This window comes from Desulfobulbus oralis (assembly GCF_002952055.1).
Lineage (GTDB): Bacteria > Desulfobacterota > Desulfobulbia > Desulfobulbales > Desulfobulbaceae > Desulfobulbus > Desulfobulbus oralis.
This window is the reverse complement of record NZ_CP021255.1, coordinates 1,080,541-1,096,489: the sequence shown is the minus strand read 5'-3', so window position 1 is coordinate 1,096,489 and position 15,949 is coordinate 1,080,541. Positions and strand designations below refer to the sequence as shown.

The following is a 15,949-nucleotide window of genomic DNA, read 5'->3' as shown; positions in this document are numbered from 1 at the left end:
GTAATATCTACAAAGATTCTGCTGTCACTGCCGCTTGCAGGGCCGCGTACATAGCGTCTTCCTCGTGCACCAGACGCACCTGCACATCCTCCTTGCGGCGCAGGCCTTGGCCCTTACTGTTTGGCTCCCCTACCCTCAATTCCCACTTGTCTGTGTCCGTTATCCGGGTCAGCAGCGGAAAATCCGTGGAAATCAAAGGCGCGGCCCGAGCTTTTTCGCCATATTGCACCCGGCCTGTCCGCCAGGCATCCACAAAGGACTGACGCAGTTTGTGCGGCAGAGTGGCCGACAGCAGCACGGCGCTGCCGCCCATGGCAGCGTGCAAGGTCAAGAGATTTTTCAGAAGCGTGCCGGTGTATTCGTCAAAGGCGTGCACCTCGTCGCCGATGAACACCGAGCGGCCCAGGCCGAAGAGTCGCAGGGCCTGATGCCGGGTCTTGAGCACCGCCAGCAGGGCCTGATCAATGGTGCCCACGCCGCAGGGACTCAAGAGCGCCTTCTTGCGGTTGTCGGCCAGCCATTGCGCGCAGAGTGCGCCTCCGGCCTCCAGGTGACCATCGTCGCCCGCATCGGGCATGATGCTGTCCTGGAAATCCTCGTTGAGCGCGCTTGCACCGTGGGCCAGTATCAGGGAGGCCGGACCGGCAAAAAGCGTCCGATAGCTGCCCGCCAGGCGCCTGTACATGGCGTCTGCCGTGGCCATGGTGGGCAGGCCCACATACAGGCCCCGGCCCTGGCCGCCCTGCAGAAAACGCCGGGCAGCCAAAAGTGCGGCCTCGGTTTTGCCGCCACCGCTCAGGTCCTCGACAATCAGCAGTTCCGGCCCCTCGGGTTGCGGCAGATCCAGAATGGCCTGCTGCATGGCGCTGGGCATACATCCGGCCAGATGGGGGAGAATTGTGTGAAAATCCTTGGCACTGCCGGGTGCGGCTTCTTTCAGAAAGGGCAGATCATCCAGTGCCTGCGCGGCTCTCTGCTGCGCCTTCGGGAAATAGGTCCTGGCGTCAAGCCAGTGGTGATCCGGTCCAAACCAGCGGGCATTGGAGGCCACCCAGTCAGCCAGAATAAACAGCCCGGCAGCCACCAAGGAAAGCCGGTTCAGGGCATGGTCGTCCACTTCCGGGAAAGGTGTCAGGGCAAAAAGTGCTGCCACCTCTTGCAGATAGGCCTGTACATCCGCCTTGACCCGCGGCTCCAGCCTGGCGCCCTGACTGGCCGCGAGCGGCGGGCGCGGCCAGCCATGGTGTGCCAAGGCTGCGGTCAGAAGCGGCTCCAGGGTGTAGGCATCGGGCAGGGGCAGAAAATCCTGCGGGCAGAGCTCTGCCCAAATGGTCAGGCCAAGCCCGGTATGATGCTGCGTTGGCGGCAAACATACGGGACGGCTGCGTTGCAGGGCTGGTGTCCAGATCGTCTCGGGCGGCAGGCAGAACTGGAAGGCATCGGCAAATTTCCCCAGATCGTGGCAGGCGGCCAGAAAAAGCAGCAGCGCTTTCGTTGGCCCGGGAGCATACGGCGAAAGTGCCTGTATCCGTGCCTGCCAGAGCGGATTTTTCCGCAGCAGTGCCTGGGTCACGGCCGCTGCATCCAGGCCATGATGACACAGATGGTGCCAGTGGCCCTGTTCTCCCCGGCTTCGTTTGCCCCAGTATACAAAATGCATCCTTTGCCTCGTCTTCAGGCAACCGCTATCGAGCGGGAAATGCCGCGCACCCGCTGCTGTCCGGCCATTCGGCTCTGTGCGGTGCTGCTGGCTGGTACAGCGTGGGCAGCGGGCAGGGGCAGGGGCAGGCAAACCCGCCCCAAAAGGGCGGGACACGCAGACCCGCTTGTGGATTCAGGGTCTGTTGGCACAGGCTATTCGCCCAGCACCTTGCGGATAATCATTTGCTGGGTGGCGAAATCCGGACTCGGCTGCTGCCAGACGATGAATTGCCTGGTGACGCGGCTGAAGTCGCCGTTGTCCTTTTGACACTGCGGACAAATGCTGTCGGCCTGATCCCGGTACATGAGAATCTTGCTGGCCGGCTCGCCGTGGATGTCCACGGCAGCCATCTTCCGGCATCCGCAGTCCAGCCGGATCACCGCCACACCCACGGCCTCCGGGCTGCCTTCCAGAATGCCCGCCACCATGGCCTGTTCCCCTTTTTCCTCGCGCCCCTTCTCGTCTGCCGCCACGTCCATCGCTTGCTCCTGTTTGCCGGTTGTTGGAATTGAGATGCTGTTTAATAGAAAGATTCCCGCCCGCTGTCAAAAGCTATTGCCGTCTGTCTGCTCTTCTCTGTGGCAGTTCCCTTGCCGGATGGCTCCGGCGCTTTGCCGTTCAGCCGGAACAGATCGGGGCCCCCTGGCAGGGCAAGACTGTCATCGGCAGTTGACAGGGACAAGCAGGCTTTTTATGATATGCCTGCATTTTGTTGAGGGCACGACTGCTCGCAGGGCGTGCCGGAATCTTCTGGCTTGAAAGGAGACGCGTATGAAAACAATGACATATGCCGTGATTGGCCTTTTTTTGCTGGCCACGACCGCAGCCATGAGTGGTTGCGACAGTCATGCCGGTAGTGCCGGTCTGGGGGCTTTGGGCGGTGCAGCCGCCGGCGTGGGCGGATACGAGTACAACGTCCACAAGGAAAAGAAGCGCCTGGAAGATGATTACCGCTCCGGCAGGATCTCCCAAAAAGAGTATGAGATCCGTCGCGATCAACTGGAGCGCACCTCCATCTTCCGGTAAAAACAGCCAGCGCTCCGCGCTGTACCCAAAAAGCGCTTCGCTCTTCGGGCGGGGCGCTTTTTTTTGCGCCCTGCCGCCGGCCTATTCCATGCCGACACTGAACATGGCTTCGAGATCGTGGCGGGAATAACTTTTGAAGGCCAGCATGGTCTCTGTGGCAAGGATGGCGTCGAGTATGGGCATCCGGCTCGTCACCAGAGCAGCCAGATCATCGCTGCTCGGCACGCGCGCAATCGCTATCAGATCGTATCGGCCGCTGACCGAGTACACTTCGCTGATCCCATTGATTCCCTGAAGTTTCTGCGCGGTTTCATTAATGGCGTCCCGCCTGACGTTCATGAGAATGAAGGCTGTAATCATGGTGCTCTTCCTGTTGCTACCTGGCCCTTATAAAAAAGGCAGGCATCGGGAAGATGCCTGCCCTGTCATCGGTCATTGTAAGCGATCATTCAAAGATGATGCATCCGGCCGGGCAGGAGGCGACGGCTTCCTCAACGGCCTTTTCGTCGCCGCCTTCGGCCTTCAGTACCTCGGCCTTGCCCAGATCTTCATTGAAACCGAATACATCCGGGCACAGCTCCACGCAGGTTTCGCAGCCCAGACAATCGCCCTGATTGATTTCCACTTGCTTTGCCATCTTGGTTCTCCTTGGAAAAATTGCCGCTTTTGGCGGGTGGGTGTTGTAGTGGCCCGCACCATACCCAAAATGCTGTGGATCCGCTACCATTTCGCTCCGCCCAGGCGGAAAAGAACTTCAGGCCCGCAATGCCGACCAGAATCAGGGCCATGCTGGCGAGCCGGGGCCAGGTGACGGCCTCGCCGAAGCACAGAATGCCGACCACCACCACACCCACCGCGCCGATACCCGTCCACACGACGTAGGCCGTGCCCATGGGCAGGGTTTTGAGCGCCAGCGCCAGCAGCCAGAAGCTGACCGCCATTGCAGCCAGGGTTGCCGCGGTGGGCCAGAACCGGGTGAAGCCGTGCGTATACTTCAAAAGCACGGCCCAGATCGTTTCCATGCAGCCCGCAGCCACGAGAATGAGCCAATCCATGCTGTTGTCCAGTTTGCGGATCGTCCCCGCGTTCCGGCAAAAGGGCCGCGCCATGATCCCGAGCCCCTCTCGGAGCCTTTCGGCCGACGCAGGCCTTTCTGCACTGTGCAAAAAAATTCATGCAGAACAGAGCCGTCCGGGCGGCCTGCTGCCGGTCCCTACGAATCAGATCCTTTTCAGTTCGTACGTTCGTGTGCCCATGCCCAGTGCCTCACCGTGGACGAGCTGGACCTCACCCCGGGTATGCGGCCAGCGGACCGTGAACTTGTCCTGCTTGCTCAGATCCACATGCCTGCCCTTCTCCGCATCATTGATCCAGGGCGCTTGGTTCACCAGATCCAAGCAGGCCTGATCCAGAGCCACCGGGTCGGTCGAGGCCAGGATCCCCAGATCCGGCACCATGGGCAGATCGCTCCAGCCCGCACAGTCGCAATCCGGCGTGATGTTCATCAGAAAGTTGATGAAGCAGATGCGTTTCGGGTGGCTCTTGACCACGGCCCAGGCGTATTCGGTCAGGCGCTCGGTAAAGGGCACTATTTCCGCATTCCAGTCAATGTCAATGGCCTTGGGCGGGCAGACCGTAATGCATTCGAAGCAGCCGATGCACCTGCTCTTGTCCACGCAGCTCTTTTTTTCCTGCAGGCTGAGGGCCTTTTGCGGGCAGACTTTCACGCAGCTGCCGCAGCCTATGCAAATGTCGTGATCGATCTGTACGTGCGTGTCGTGCTGCTCGCGCTTGCCGCGTGCCGAGGCGCCGCCCATGGCCAGATTCTTGATGGCTCCGCCGAAGCCGGCCATCTCGTGGCCCTTGAAGTGGGAGAGCACCACCATGGCAGGCGCGCGTTTGATTTCGGTGGCGATGTGCGCTTCTCTGAAGTGCCTGCCCCTGATGGCGACCGGTACGTCGTTTTCGCCATACAGTCCGTCCGCCAGAATGACCGGTGCATGCACGACCGAGGGCACGAAGCCGTGGCGGTAGGCGGTCTGCATGTGGTCATAGGCGTTTTGGCGGCTGCCGGAATAGAGGGTGGCCGTGTCGGTCAGAAAGGGCTTGCCGCCGGCAGCCAGGATTTTTTCCACCACAACCCGCACCCAGGAGGGACGCAGGTGGCTGTCGTTGCCGTCTTCGCCAAAGTGCAGCTTGATGGCCGTGAGTTCCCCCTTTTTGATGATCTTTTTCAAATTCAGGGCGTCACAGAGCCGGGCCACCTTGGCGAGCCGGGTGTTGTCGTGGCTGCGGGCGCCGGGGGCGCAGTAATACACGGTCGCGGATTCAGTCATGAGCGTCTCCTTGGTTATGGGGGCAACAAGCGGCAGCCCTGGTGGGGACAGGGGGCCGGCCTCGATCCTTTTCCCGGCCGCAACTGGCTTTGCCTGCTTCAGACAGGCCCGTTCAGCCGCATCCGCCGGCTCCAGCCGGGCGTTTTGGGTCAGGGGACCAGGAAAGAGGAGTACAGGTCATGCTTGGTACTTTGTGACGATTCAAAATATAGAAGGGGGGCCAAGCCGGCAAGGAGTTAATGGCAGTCCCGAGATGGGCTTTGGCCTGTTTGCCGCCTTGGCGGCAATCGGCCCGGCCATGGAGAGAACAGCCTCGATGAGCGGGGTAGCGATGGCGACAGGCCTGCCAATTCCGGGCGCCTGTCTGGGAGCATGCCTGGTGCCTGCCATTGCAGGGCTTCGACAGCCAGCAGGCATGGTTCGGAAGCGCGCTCGTTCATCGCCCCGGAAAGGAACTGTTGGCAATGCCCCCTTTTTTGGGGAAGGGGCATATGTTCCCTGGCAAAGCCACTTCTCTCAGCGACTGGCGCAGATGTCTGCCGGAGCTGTGCTCCTGGAGGTGGCAAAAGACGAGCGCAGGGAGCAGATCTGCGCATGCCGTCTGCAGGGCCCTGTTGCCCCTGGATTTGAGCTGTGGGACTGTCCTTAGCTTTCGCGTGCTGCGCTCCTTTGTATCCCCGCTCTCCCGGCAGATTCCTGACCCGGCCCAATTCCCGCTTCAGCATCAGGTCGAGCCAGATGCGCATGCTGCGGCCGTTGCCCCTGGGAAAGGGATGGGCCAGATTCATGGCCAGATATTTGGCAAGGATGTCGTCAAGGCCTGCCTGCGGCATGCGCTCTATGTGCACAAGCGCCGCGCGCAGCTCGAGCGCCGGGATGAAGTGGCCATTGCCCCGGCCCAGGTTGATCGTGCGAAGCTGGCCGGCAAGGTCGTCGATCTCCGCGAAAAGCTTTTTGTGGATGGCGGCAAGTGCTGCGAAGCTTCCGGCCGTCAAGGTGTCCAGAAGGCCGCTTTCCCACATGAAAAGCGCCTGCCGATGTCCGCCGCTGTCCGCGCGGGTTCCGCCGCGCCTGTCAGGCCCGCTTTCCCGGCCCGGGCCATTACAGAATATAGCGGCTCAGGTCTTCGTTGCCGGAGATGCCCTCCAGCCGTTGGCGCACATAGTCTGCCTCCACCACAAAGCGGCCTTCGCGCTCCGGCGCGTCAAAGGAGATTTCGTCCAACACGCGTTCGATCACGGTATGCAGCCTCCGGGCGCCGATGTCTTCGGTCTTCTGGTTCACCTGCATGGCAAGGCGGGCCATTTCGTGAATGGCCTCGTCGCTAAATTCCAGCTCTATGCCCTCTGTGGCCAGCAGGGCCGTATATTGGCGGATCAGCGCATTTTGCGGCTCGGTCAGGATGCGGTAGAATTCCTCCTCGCCCAGGGCCTGCAGATTGACCCGGAGGGGAAAGCGGCCCTGCAGCTCCGGCGCGAGGTCGGAGGGCTTGCACAGATGAAAGGCGCCGCCCGCGATGAACAGGATGTGGTCTGTTTTGACCGGGCCGTACTTGGTGCTGACCGTGGTGCCTTCCACGATGGGCAGGAGGTCGCGCTGCACGCCCTCCCGGGAAACCTCGGCAGAAGAGCTGCTGCCGCCACGGGAGGCGATCTTGTCGATTTCGTCCAGAAAGATGATGCCGCTCTGCTCGGTGCGACGGATGGCCCTGGCCGCCACGTCGGCCTGATCCACCAGATTTTCCGCCTCCTCCCGTTTCAGATACTCCAGCGCCTCCGGCACCTTGACCTGCCGCCGTTCCTTCTTGCCTGGGAACATCTTGGCAAAGGCCTCCTGCATGGAATTCTGCATGCTCTCCATGCCGGGCACGGTGAAGACCTCTACCGTGGGGGGGCTGCCGGCCGTCATTTCCAGTTCGATGCTGCGTTCATTCAGATCGCCCTTCCTGAGCATCTCGCGGAAACGTTCACGGGTGCTGGGCGTTTCGGGCTGGCCATCCCCGCCATAACCCAGTTCGATGACGTTTTTGTCCCGGCCTGCCCTGCCCGCGGCCTGGGGGGGCGGCAGCAGCAGGTCCAGCAGCCGCTCTTCGGCCCGTTCCGCCGCCTTCTCCTGCACTGCCGCCTCGGCTTCCCGCTCCACCATGTTGACAGCCAGATGGGTCAGATCCCGGACCATGGACTCCACGTCCCGCCCCACATAGCCCACTTCCGTGAACTTGGAGGCCTCCACCTTGAGAAAGGGACTCTGCGCGAGCTGGGCCAGGCGTCTGGCAATCTCGGTCTTGCCCACGCCGGTGGGGCCAATCATGATGATGTTCTTGGGCGCGATTTCGTCGCGCAGGTCCGGCTCCACCTGTTGCCGCCGCCAGCGGTTTCTGAGCGCGATGGCCACCGAGCGCTTGGCATCCTGCTGGCCGACAATGTATTTGTCCAGTTCCGCTACGGTTTCCCTCGGGGTCAGGGCGTCCAGATGCTTTTTTTCCGTCATATCACTTCAACCACAATGGCACTGTTGGTGTAGATGCAGATATTGCCGGCAATGGCCAGCGACTCTCTGGCAATGCCCTCTGCATCCAGATCCGAATGGGCGATGAGCGCCCGGGCCGCGGCCAGGGCATAGGGGCCGCCGGAGCCGATGGCGAGAATGCCGTCGTCCGCCTCGATGACATCGCCGTTGCCGGAGAGTAAAAGCGAATACTTCGCATCCACGGCAATGAGCATGGCCTCCAGGCGCCGGAGCATCTTGTCGGTACGCCAGTCGCGGGCCAGTTCGGTGGCGGCGCGGAGCAGGCTGCCGTTGAACTGCTCCAGTTTCTGTTCCAGCCGGTCGTAGAGGGTGAAGGCATCGGCGGTTGCGCCGGCAAAGCCGGTAATCACGCGGTCCTTGTACAGACGGCGCACCTTTTTGGCCTGATGTTTGACAATGGTGTTGCCCAGGGTGACCTGGCCGTCACCGGCCACGGCCACCTGGCCCCTGTGCCGGACTGCCAGAATGGTGGTGGAGCGGACCTGTTGCATGATATTTTGTGGTTGAATGGATGAAAGGGCTCGGCCAAGGTTAAGCACCGCGCCCCGTGCCGTCAAGCAAGGGAGCGGAAAGACAGCGATGGAACGCCCTAGCGGCCCCTGTTCTTTTGCGCCTGGGGATGGGCCGCGTCGTAGACCCTGGTCAGGTGGGCCAGATCCACGTGGGTGTACTGCTGGGTGGTGGACAGGCTGGCGTGGCCCAGCAGTTCCTGCACGGTGCGCAGGTCGGCGCCCATTTCCAGCAGATGGGTGGCAAAGGAGTGGCGGAGCGCGTGGGGCGTTACGGTCGCGGCAATGCCGGCCTTCCGGCCGTAGCGGACCAGCAGGCGTTCCACACTGCGGCTGCTGAGCCGGGTGCCGCGGCTGCCCACGAAGAGCGCCTCTGCGGCAGTGCCGGCTGTTCCCGCCAGGATCTGCGCCCGTTCCGGCAGATAGTGCAGCAGCGCCTCTTTGGCTGCGCTGCCAAAGGGCGCCAGACGTTCCTTGTTGCCCTTGCCGCGCACCAGCACCATTTCTGCGGCCAGATCGTAGTCCGGCAGATTGCTCCCGGTGAGCTCGGAAACCCGCATGCCGGTTGCATACAGCATTTCCATGATGGCCCGGTCACGCCGGAAAGAGCTGTCCTCCGGCCCGGGCGCTTCCAGCAGGGCGAACACCTCGTCTACAGTGAGAAAGCCGGGCAGACGCCGCTCCAGCCTGGGGCCGGACAGGCCGGTCAGCGGATCGCCCGTGAACAGGCCGTTTTTTTGCAGATAGCGGAAAAAGCTGCGCAGTGCCGAAAGCTTGCGTGCCATTGACCGGGCCGAGTTGCGGCCATAGAGCGAGGCGGCGAAGGCGCGCACGCAGGGCGCGGTGCCGGCGTCGCCGCCGCTCTGGCGGCAGAAGGTGAAAAATGCCGCCAGATCGCTGGAATAGGCCGAAACGGTATGGGGCGAATAGTTTTTTTCGGTGGCCAGCCAGGCGGCAAAGGCCGCCGTGTGGACCGCCAGCGGATCCTCCGGGCTCATGACCTGTGCACCGGCCGCACGTTGACGCTTTCGGGCGGCATGGCGGGCCCGTTCAGCCTGGCAGTTTCCCCGGGGCCTGTACGCAGGCAGGGCACGCCGGCGCGGATGCCTGGCCATCTGGTCTCAGCCGCAGCCGGACAGAGGCAGGGCATGACCAGAAGGGACAGGAAAAAAGAGGAGGGTAATCGGGGGCTACAGACAGGCATGACGGCTTGCCTCATGTCAAAAAGAGCGGGTAAACAAAAAAGAAGCGCGAAAGCCCGGACTGGGCATGGCTCCGGGCCGGCGGCCCCGGATGGCCGGGGTTCGTGGGCGGGGATGATCCTGTCCGAGTACAGATACGGTCCGGGTTTTTGAACAAGGCCCCTCCAGGATGAAGATGATGCCCGCCAACTCCGGAAAAGTCGGTCCCATGGCCCGGCCGGAGACCCGGAAACGAGTCTGGGCGGGCACGGCGGCCACGAATTGCGCCACCGGCCCGCCGCCCGCCGCACAGGAACTGTTCGGACTCAGGGCACTGCCGGGTTCAAGGCATAGTCATCCGGGGCGGACACGGTGAGACCGTGGCGCAGGCTGGCTGTGCCGCCTGCCGGAACCGCCAGTTCCCAGAAGAGACGGTGTTCTTTGGCGTCCACCCGGGCTGCGGGTTCGTCTTCGTGGCTGACCGTGATCTTCTCGTCCACGATCAATGGGTCAGGCCGCTCGACCCTTACGGTCACCGCTTTGTCGTGGCGATTCGTGAAGGTGTAGGTCCAGGCCCAGCTCCAGTGACGGCGTTTGTCGAAAAAGCCGCTTTGGCCGCGCTTCTTGTCATCGTCGGTCACGCTGAGGGTCACGCGCGGGTCGGGCCCGAAGAAGAGTTCGGCTTCGCCCTTTTGCGGAGTGAAGTCTCCCGTGCCCACGCTCTGGCCATCCACGCTGAACTCGGCCTGACCTGCCGGCCACACCTGACCGGCAGGCAACTCGTATTTGGCCACAAGCCAGACCTGATTGTTCGTCCGCCCGGCCTGTCCCGGTCTGGCCAGCCAGAACAGTGGCGCCGGCCATTTCGCCTCGGTGATGAGCAGCCTGGAACTGCCCTCGCTGAGGCCTCGCGCTGCCAGTTCCCAGCGGGCATACACGCCGTCGGCCACAAGCCTGACCGCCGCGTGGGCCGGGGCCGCTGCGGCCTGCCGAGAAGCGGGCACAGCAGCCGCATCCACCGGCACCGCCATAGCCCCCATCCCGCTCCGGGCCCGGGACGTGCTCTCAATCGGCTGCCGGGCCGCCAGCTCCCAGCGTGGCAGCCTGGAGGGCTCCCGGGGGCCGGCGCCGCGGGTCACAAGCGTAATTTGGGCATTCTGCCAGTCTATGCCGCTCCGCTGCCAGACCCTGGCCATGAGCCCCACGTCAATGCCGTTGGCATCACCCTTTTCGGTCCTGGCGGCGAAGCTGTAGACCGGTTCCCAGCCACAGTCAGCAAGGGTGTAACTGTACTCTGCCCGTACTGTTTCGGCCTGTACCGGCCCGTCCAGGACGACCCTGACCCTGCTGCCCAGAGCCGCATTCGTTTCCAGCCCCTCCAGCTCGGCCGCCACCTGCGCATGCCGCTGGTCCAGCCGGGCCAGTTCCCTCTGCAGGACAGGCAGTCCCTCGGCGAGCTTTTTTTCAATGGCCGCCATATCCTCGTAGCTGAACTTCGCGGTTTCGGGCCGTTCCTGCCAGAGGGCCATCTGCGCCCCGATGCGCACCCGCTGCTGCTCGATATCCGCCTTTTCTGCCTTCAACCGGGCCTCCCGCCGCGAGAGGGCGCCGGTACGTTCGATGACCTGGGGCACGCTGCTCCAGCCGGCAATGGTCTGGCCTGGCACCTGCAGCCGGAGATTCTCGGATCCGGCCGGCAGCACAAAGCTGATTACCGCAGTCCCACCCTGCCGGATGAGAGGCAGATCCTGTTCGACCCTGAGCAGCCCGCCCGAAGGCGAAAGCTGTACGCTGGCCGGGCTGGCCGGTGTCGATGCATCCGGGAACGATTCATCCGCAGCCATACAGGGCAGGGACAGACAGCAGACCATGCAGATCAGAAGGGCAAAGGGTAGGATGGGCATCTCGTCTCCATTGTTGGTGGTTTTTGCAACGGGCCTTATCGTTTGAGTTCGTGTCCATGGCCCGCGACTTCGTGTTCTTCGCCGAATTCCGGATTGCCGTGCTCGTCGTCCGCGCCCTTCGGCAGGCTGTCCTCTTCCTGCTCGTTTGCCGGCTGTTCGGGATAGAGTTCATGGTAGCGTTTCTCAGACTCTGCCGAGCCGATCAGCACCAGCTCGTCGCCCAGGGACAGGGGCTGGGTCGGATCGGGATTGACGTCGATTTTTTCGCCCCGTTTGATGGCCACCACACTGCAGCCGATATCCTGCCGGAGCCGGAGTTCGCTGAGGCACTGTCCGTCCAGTTTGGGATTGAGAGCCGCCCGGAACACGTTCAGCCCCTCGGAAAGCATGAGCATCTGCTCGGGCTTGAGCAGGTTGGTGACGGTCGCCGTGACCAGCGAGCTGAACGACATCACCAGATTGGCCCCGGCACGGTGCAGGGTGTTGATGTTGCGGTCAAAACTCGCGCGGCTGATGATCTGCACATCAGGACGGAGGCGGCGGCAGTAGATGGTGAGGTAGATGTTCAGGTCGTCGTCATGGGTGGTGATGATGATGGATGGCGTGGTCTTGAGCCCGGCCTGCAGCAGGATTTCCAGATCCGCCGCGCTGCCGTGGATGATGCGCTTGTCGGCTCTGGACAGCGGCTGCTTTTCCACCACCCGGTAGTCGATGCCGCGGGCGCGCAGGTTTTCGCAGATCGCCTCGCCGACCCGGCCGCCGCCCAGGATCAGTACCGCATGTTGCCGGGCGCTTTCGCCGCTGGTCAGCAGGATGCTCTGGTCGAAGCACTGGAGCTGCTCCAGGGTGCCGGCCAGAATCAGCACCGTGGACTCGCCGATCACGGTGTCGGGCCTGGGCAGTTGAAACTGGCCCTCCTGCCAGAGGCCCACGATGTTGACGCCCGCCACCTGCCGGAGCCGGGTTTCCGCAATGCTCTTGTCCTGCAGCCAGGTGCCCATGGCCGGCACTTCGGCAATGCGCAGCCGGCCGAATTCGCCGATGATGTTCGAGGTCATGCTGACGCCCAGGACCCGCCGGGCCAGCGACTTGCCCAGCAACCGGGTGAACTGGAACACGTGGGTGCTGCCGGCCACCTTCAGGATGTCCACCGAGTCGGTCAAATCGGCGTTTGCCACGGTGGGCACGCCGGCGCAGACCTCACGGATGGTGAAGATGATGTTGGTCGCCACCATGTCGTCGTTGAGCACCACCACCATGGCGGCCTGATCGATGCGGAGCTTCCGGTAGGTCTCCGGATCGTCCAGTCCGCCAAAGAGGACGCGGTAGCCGCGGTCGTGCAGTTCCAGGGCCTGGCTCAGCTCCGGGGTAACGATAATGTGCTCGGTGCCGTACTGTTTGAGTCTGTCGAGCAGGATTTCGGCCACATGGTCAAAGTGGGTGAAAATGACATGCCCGCTCAGGGTATTGGGCACGGTGCGGGGTACCCGGGCCCTGTTCTGCCGCTCCAGCCAGGGCACATAGAAGAACTGGATGAAGATAAAAGGCAGCATGCTGAGCAGCAGCACCATGCCGGTCAGGAGCACAAAGGTGGAGAAGACCTTGCCCACGTCGCTTGTAAAGGTGATGTCCCCATAACCCAGCGTGGACATGGTGGTGAAGGTCCAGTAAACACCGGTGAACCACGAGTAGTGCCGGTTTTCATAGAGCATGATGGCATGGAAGAGCAGGCTGCAGATGGCGATCAGCACCAGCAGCATGGCGCAGAACCTGATGAGGAACCACCGGTTGCGCGCATTGCCCTCCTTCTGCAGGAGCATCGAGAGCAGGGTGGCAATGGTCTTGAACATGGAACGCGGTCGGGTGCTTAGGCCTGCTGCGGCTGGGCCGGCTCCGGCCCGGCATCGTCCGGCAAGGGCTTGTGGGCTTCGTCCAGCAGCGCGGCCACGGCCTCGTGCAGCTCGCCTGCGAGCTTTTGTTTGTCTTTCGGTCTGCAGCCTGTCGTGACAATGGGCGGCCCGATTCTGAGCACGATTTCTCCGGCAGCGGGCAGCCACCTGCCCTTGGGCAGCACCTGGAAGGAGCCGTTGAAGCCCATGGGTACGATCGCCACGCCGGCCTTGATGGCCAACAGCACGGCGCCGGCCTTGAAAGCCTTCAGGTGACCGTCCGGGCTCCGGGTGCCTTCCGGAAAGATGAGCACGCTTTTGCCCTTTGCTATGCGGGCTGCTGCGGCATCCAGACTCTTCATGGCATCCCGGCTGTTCGAGCGGTCAACCGGGATGTAGCCGACCCGGTGCATGGCCCAGCCAAAGACCGGCAGGCGGAAGAGTTCCTTCTTGGCCAGCCAGCGGAAGTCGTAGGGGAAATAGCCCTGAAACGTGAAGATGTCGAACTGGCTCGCATGGTTGCCGGCAAAGATGTAGGTTTGTTTGGGGTCGATATATTCGAGCCCCTCCACCCGGACCTGTACGCCGGCAAGCCGGCAGATGGTCCGGCCCCACCAGCGGGGAAACTGCTGGGCCTGCCATTCGGAACGCCGTACCCACAGCATGTCGATGAGGGCCAGCAGGGAAACGATGAAGGTGAGAATCGGGGCAAGGCACAGCGTGAAGACGCCGCGCGCGGTTTGTAAGGGAGACATGGGGTATTCTGGTTGATTGCGAGAGAAAAGGCCCGGTACAAGGGCAGTGAAATCTGGACTGGTAGAGCATGAACAGGATGGGGGCTGAGCTGCGGCATCTGCTGCGGGCCCTGGCGGATCTGCTCTTCCCGCCCTGCTGCCTGGCCTGTGGCACGGCTCTGCCGGCTGGCCTGCCGCCGCTTTGCTGCGCAGACTGCCTGGCGCGTCTGCCGGCGATTCATGCGCCCATTTGCAGTTGTTGCGGCACACCCTTTCAGGCGGGTACCAGCCACCTGTGCGGCGCCTGTCTGGCGAAAGGGCCGGACTTTGCCCTGGCCCGCTCGCCCTTCTGCTACGAGGGCGTGCTGCGTGATGCCCTTCTGGGCCTCAAGTTCCACCACAATTTTTCCTGGCTGCCGAGCCTCGGAGCCCTGTGCCGGAACTCCGCCCTCATGGCCGATCTTGCCGGGCCCGATCTCATTGTGCCGGTGCCGCTGCATGTGCGCAGGCTGCGGGAAAGGGGCTTCAACCAGTCGCTGCTGCTGGCACGCCACTGCTTCCCCATGTGGCAGGACAAAATCCGTTCCGACCTGCTGGTCCGCACGCGTTATACCACACCCCAGACGGCCCTGGACGGCGGGGCCCGACGCCGCAATCTGCAACATGCCTTTGCGGCGGACAGCGAAGTGGCCGGCAAAAAGATCCTTCTGGTGGACGATGTCTTCACCACCGGCACCACGGTGGCAGCCTGCTCCCAGGCCCTGTTGCTGGCAGGCGCAGGGCGGGTCGAGGTTTTTACCCCGGCCCGCAGCGTGCAGCCCCTGCAGAGGCCGCCTATCCCTGGCACGCCACAGCCAGCGCCTGATCAAAGTCGGCAATGATGTCGTCAATGTTTTCGATGCCCACGGAGACGCGGATCAGTTCCGGCGTCACGCCTGCCGCCTGCTGCTGCTCCGGCGAGAGCTGGCGGTGGGTCATGCTGGCCGGATGCAGCACGCAGGTGCGGGTGTCGGCCACATGCACCACCAGTTTGGCCAGCCTAAGGCTGTTCATGAAGCGCTCGCCGGCCTGGGCGCCACCCCTGACGCCAAAGGTGAGCACCCCGCTCATGCCTTTCAGGTATTTTCTGGCCAGGGCATGGTTGGGGTCGTTTTTCAGGCCTGGATATTTCACCCACTGCACCCGTTTGTCGTGAGCGAGCCATTCCGCCAGCCGGGTGGCATTTTCCGTGTGGCGCTCCATGCGGATGTGCAGGGTCTCAAGACCCAGATTGGCAAGCCAGGCGTTCATGGGCGACATGACGGCCCCCAGGTCCCGGGTCAACTGGGCCCTGGCCTTGACGATGTAGGCCAGCTCGCCGAACGCGCCGGTATAGCTCATGCCGTGGTAGCTTTCGTCCGGCTCGGTCAGCTCCGGAAACCTGCCGTTCGCCCAGTTGAAACGGCCGCTGTCCACAATCACGCCGCCCAGACTGACCGCATGACCATCAAGATACTTGGAGGAGGAATGCACCACGATGTCCGCGCCAAAATCAAAGGGCCGGCACAGATAGGGAGTGGGGAAGGTGTTGTCCACAATCAGGGGAATGCCCGCTGCATGGGCCACGCCCGCGAATTTCTCGAAGTCCAGAACCTCGGTGCCCGGGTTGGAAAGCGCCTCGCCAAAGACGAGCCGGGTCTTGTCCTGAATGGCAGCGGCGATTTCCTGGGCCGGGGCCTTCTGATCCACAAAGGTGCAGTTGATGCCAAACTTCGGCAGTGTATGGGACAGCAGATTGTAGGTGCCGCCGTAGAGGGTGCTGGCCGCGACCACGTGCTGGCCGGCCTGGCAGATATTCATGATGGCCAAAGACGTGGCGCTCTGGCCGGAAGCGCAGGCCAGGGCCCCGGCGCCGCCTTCCAGCATGCACATCTTGCCCTCAAAGGCCGCGACCGTGGGGTTGCTCAGGCGGGTGTAGAAGTGACCGAAGGTCTTGAGGTCGAAAAGATCGGCCACATCCTGGGCGCTGTCGTAGGCAAAGGTGGTGCTCAGGGCCAGCGGTACGACGCGCGGGTCGCCGTTGCCAGGCTCATACGCGCCCTGAACGGCAATGGTTTCCGCTTTCCATGTTTTTTCTGCCATTGCTGCTTCCTGTGTAAA

15 protein-coding genes and 1 pseudogene are annotated in these 15,949 nt (G+C 62.8%); 2 read left to right on the top strand and 14 right to left on the bottom strand.

The genetic code is table 11. From position 1 onward, the window contains the following. Positions 1-7 precede the first annotated feature (7 nt). Together CAY53_RS04850 and CAY53_RS04845 are read right to left on the bottom strand one after the other, a co-directional pair. Entirely contained in the window at positions 8-1,660 is a 1,653-nt protein-coding gene (locus tag CAY53_RS04850; RefSeq protein ID WP_104936169.1) for a CRISPR-associated endonuclease Cas3'', read from the bottom strand. Between the two features lie 194 nt (positions 1,661-1,854). Then, entirely contained in the window at positions 1,855-2,181 is a 327-nt protein-coding gene (locus CAY53_RS04845) for a hypothetical protein (protein ID WP_104936168.1), read from the bottom strand. Between the two features lie 292 nt (positions 2,182-2,473). Between CAY53_RS04845 and CAY53_RS04840 the strand changes: the two genes are divergently transcribed. Beyond that, positions 2,474-2,728 carry a hypothetical protein gene (locus CAY53_RS04840; RefSeq protein WP_104936167.1) on the top strand — a complete coding sequence of 85 codons (255 nt, stop codon included), beginning with the start codon at positions 2,474-2,476 and terminating at the stop codon, positions 2,726-2,728. An 81-nt stretch (positions 2,729-2,809) separates the two neighbouring features. On the opposite strand, the gene CAY53_RS04835 is transcribed toward CAY53_RS04840, so the two are convergent. The 11 genes and pseudogenes from CAY53_RS04835 to CAY53_RS04785 form a co-directional block, all read right to left on the bottom strand. Further along, positions 2,810-3,088: an Lrp/AsnC family transcriptional regulator gene (locus CAY53_RS04835; RefSeq protein ID WP_104936166.1), complete on the bottom strand. Its 279-nt coding sequence runs from the start codon at positions 3,086-3,088 to the stop codon at positions 2,810-2,812. 85 nt (positions 3,089-3,173) lie between these two features. Beyond that, positions 3,174-3,365: a ferredoxin gene (locus CAY53_RS04830; protein ID WP_104936165.1), complete on the bottom strand. Its 192-nt coding sequence runs from the start codon at positions 3,363-3,365 to the stop codon at positions 3,174-3,176. A gap of 103 nt (positions 3,366-3,468) precedes the next feature. Further along, positions 3,469-3,783: pseudogene (sugE, locus tag CAY53_RS13880) on the bottom strand (quaternary ammonium compound efflux SMR transporter SugE); the annotation flags it as partial. A gap of 165 nt (positions 3,784-3,948) precedes the next feature. Beyond that, positions 3,949-5,064 (bottom strand): DUF362 domain-containing protein, encoded by a 1,116-nt coding sequence (locus tag CAY53_RS04820; protein ID WP_104936164.1) that lies wholly within the window; start codon positions 5,062-5,064, stop codon positions 3,949-3,951. 236 nt (positions 5,065-5,300) lie between these two features. Then, the gene (locus CAY53_RS04815) at positions 5,301-6,086 is read right to left on the bottom strand and encodes a Fic family protein (RefSeq protein ID WP_104936163.1); all 786 of its coding nucleotides are present in this window, start codon (positions 6,084-6,086) and stop codon (positions 5,301-5,303) included. 79 nt (positions 6,087-6,165) lie between these two features. Further along, complete coding sequence (gene hslU / locus CAY53_RS04810) at positions 6,166-7,554, bottom strand: ATP-dependent protease ATPase subunit HslU (RefSeq protein WP_104936162.1); 1,389 nt, start codon at positions 7,552-7,554, stop codon at positions 6,166-6,168. Then, on the bottom strand, positions 7,551-8,084 hold the full coding sequence (hslV, locus tag CAY53_RS04805) for an ATP-dependent protease subunit HslV (protein WP_104936161.1): 534 nt from the start codon (positions 8,082-8,084) through the stop codon (positions 7,551-7,553). Before hslV ends, hslU begins: the two co-directional genes overlap by 4 nt. 98 nt (positions 8,085-8,182) lie before the next feature. Further along, on the bottom strand, positions 8,183-9,100 hold the full coding sequence (xerA, locus tag CAY53_RS04800; protein ID WP_104937442.1) for a site-specific tyrosine recombinase/integron integrase: 918 nt from the start codon (positions 9,098-9,100) through the stop codon (positions 8,183-8,185). 509 nt (positions 9,101-9,609) lie between these two features. Beyond that, a complete protein-coding gene (locus CAY53_RS04795) occupies positions 9,610-11,187 on the bottom strand; it encodes a DUF4139 domain-containing protein (protein WP_104936160.1) in 1,578 nt (525 codons plus the stop codon). Between the two features lie 35 nt (positions 11,188-11,222). Then, positions 11,223-13,037, bottom strand: coding sequence for a potassium channel family protein (locus CAY53_RS04790; RefSeq protein ID WP_104936159.1), 1,815 nt, complete (start codon positions 13,035-13,037; stop codon positions 11,223-11,225). A gap of 17 nt (positions 13,038-13,054) precedes the next feature. Further along, positions 13,055-13,831, bottom strand: coding sequence for a lysophospholipid acyltransferase family protein (locus CAY53_RS04785; RefSeq protein ID WP_104936158.1), 777 nt, complete (start codon positions 13,829-13,831; stop codon positions 13,055-13,057). A gap of 68 nt (positions 13,832-13,899) precedes the next feature. On the opposite strand from CAY53_RS04785, the gene CAY53_RS04780 reads away from it, so the two are divergent. Continuing rightward, positions 13,900-14,691 (top strand): ComF family protein, encoded by a 792-nt coding sequence (locus tag CAY53_RS04780; protein ID WP_146106404.1) that lies wholly within the window; start codon positions 13,900-13,902, stop codon positions 14,689-14,691. Here the strand turns inward: CAY53_RS04780 and CAY53_RS04775 are convergent. Continuing rightward, positions 14,645-15,931 (bottom strand): O-acetylhomoserine aminocarboxypropyltransferase/cysteine synthase family protein, encoded by a 1,287-nt coding sequence (locus CAY53_RS04775; RefSeq protein ID WP_104936156.1) that lies wholly within the window; start codon positions 15,929-15,931, stop codon positions 14,645-14,647. The two genes, CAY53_RS04780 and CAY53_RS04775, sit on opposite strands and share 47 nt — an antisense overlap. Positions 15,932-15,949: the final 18 nt, after the last annotated feature.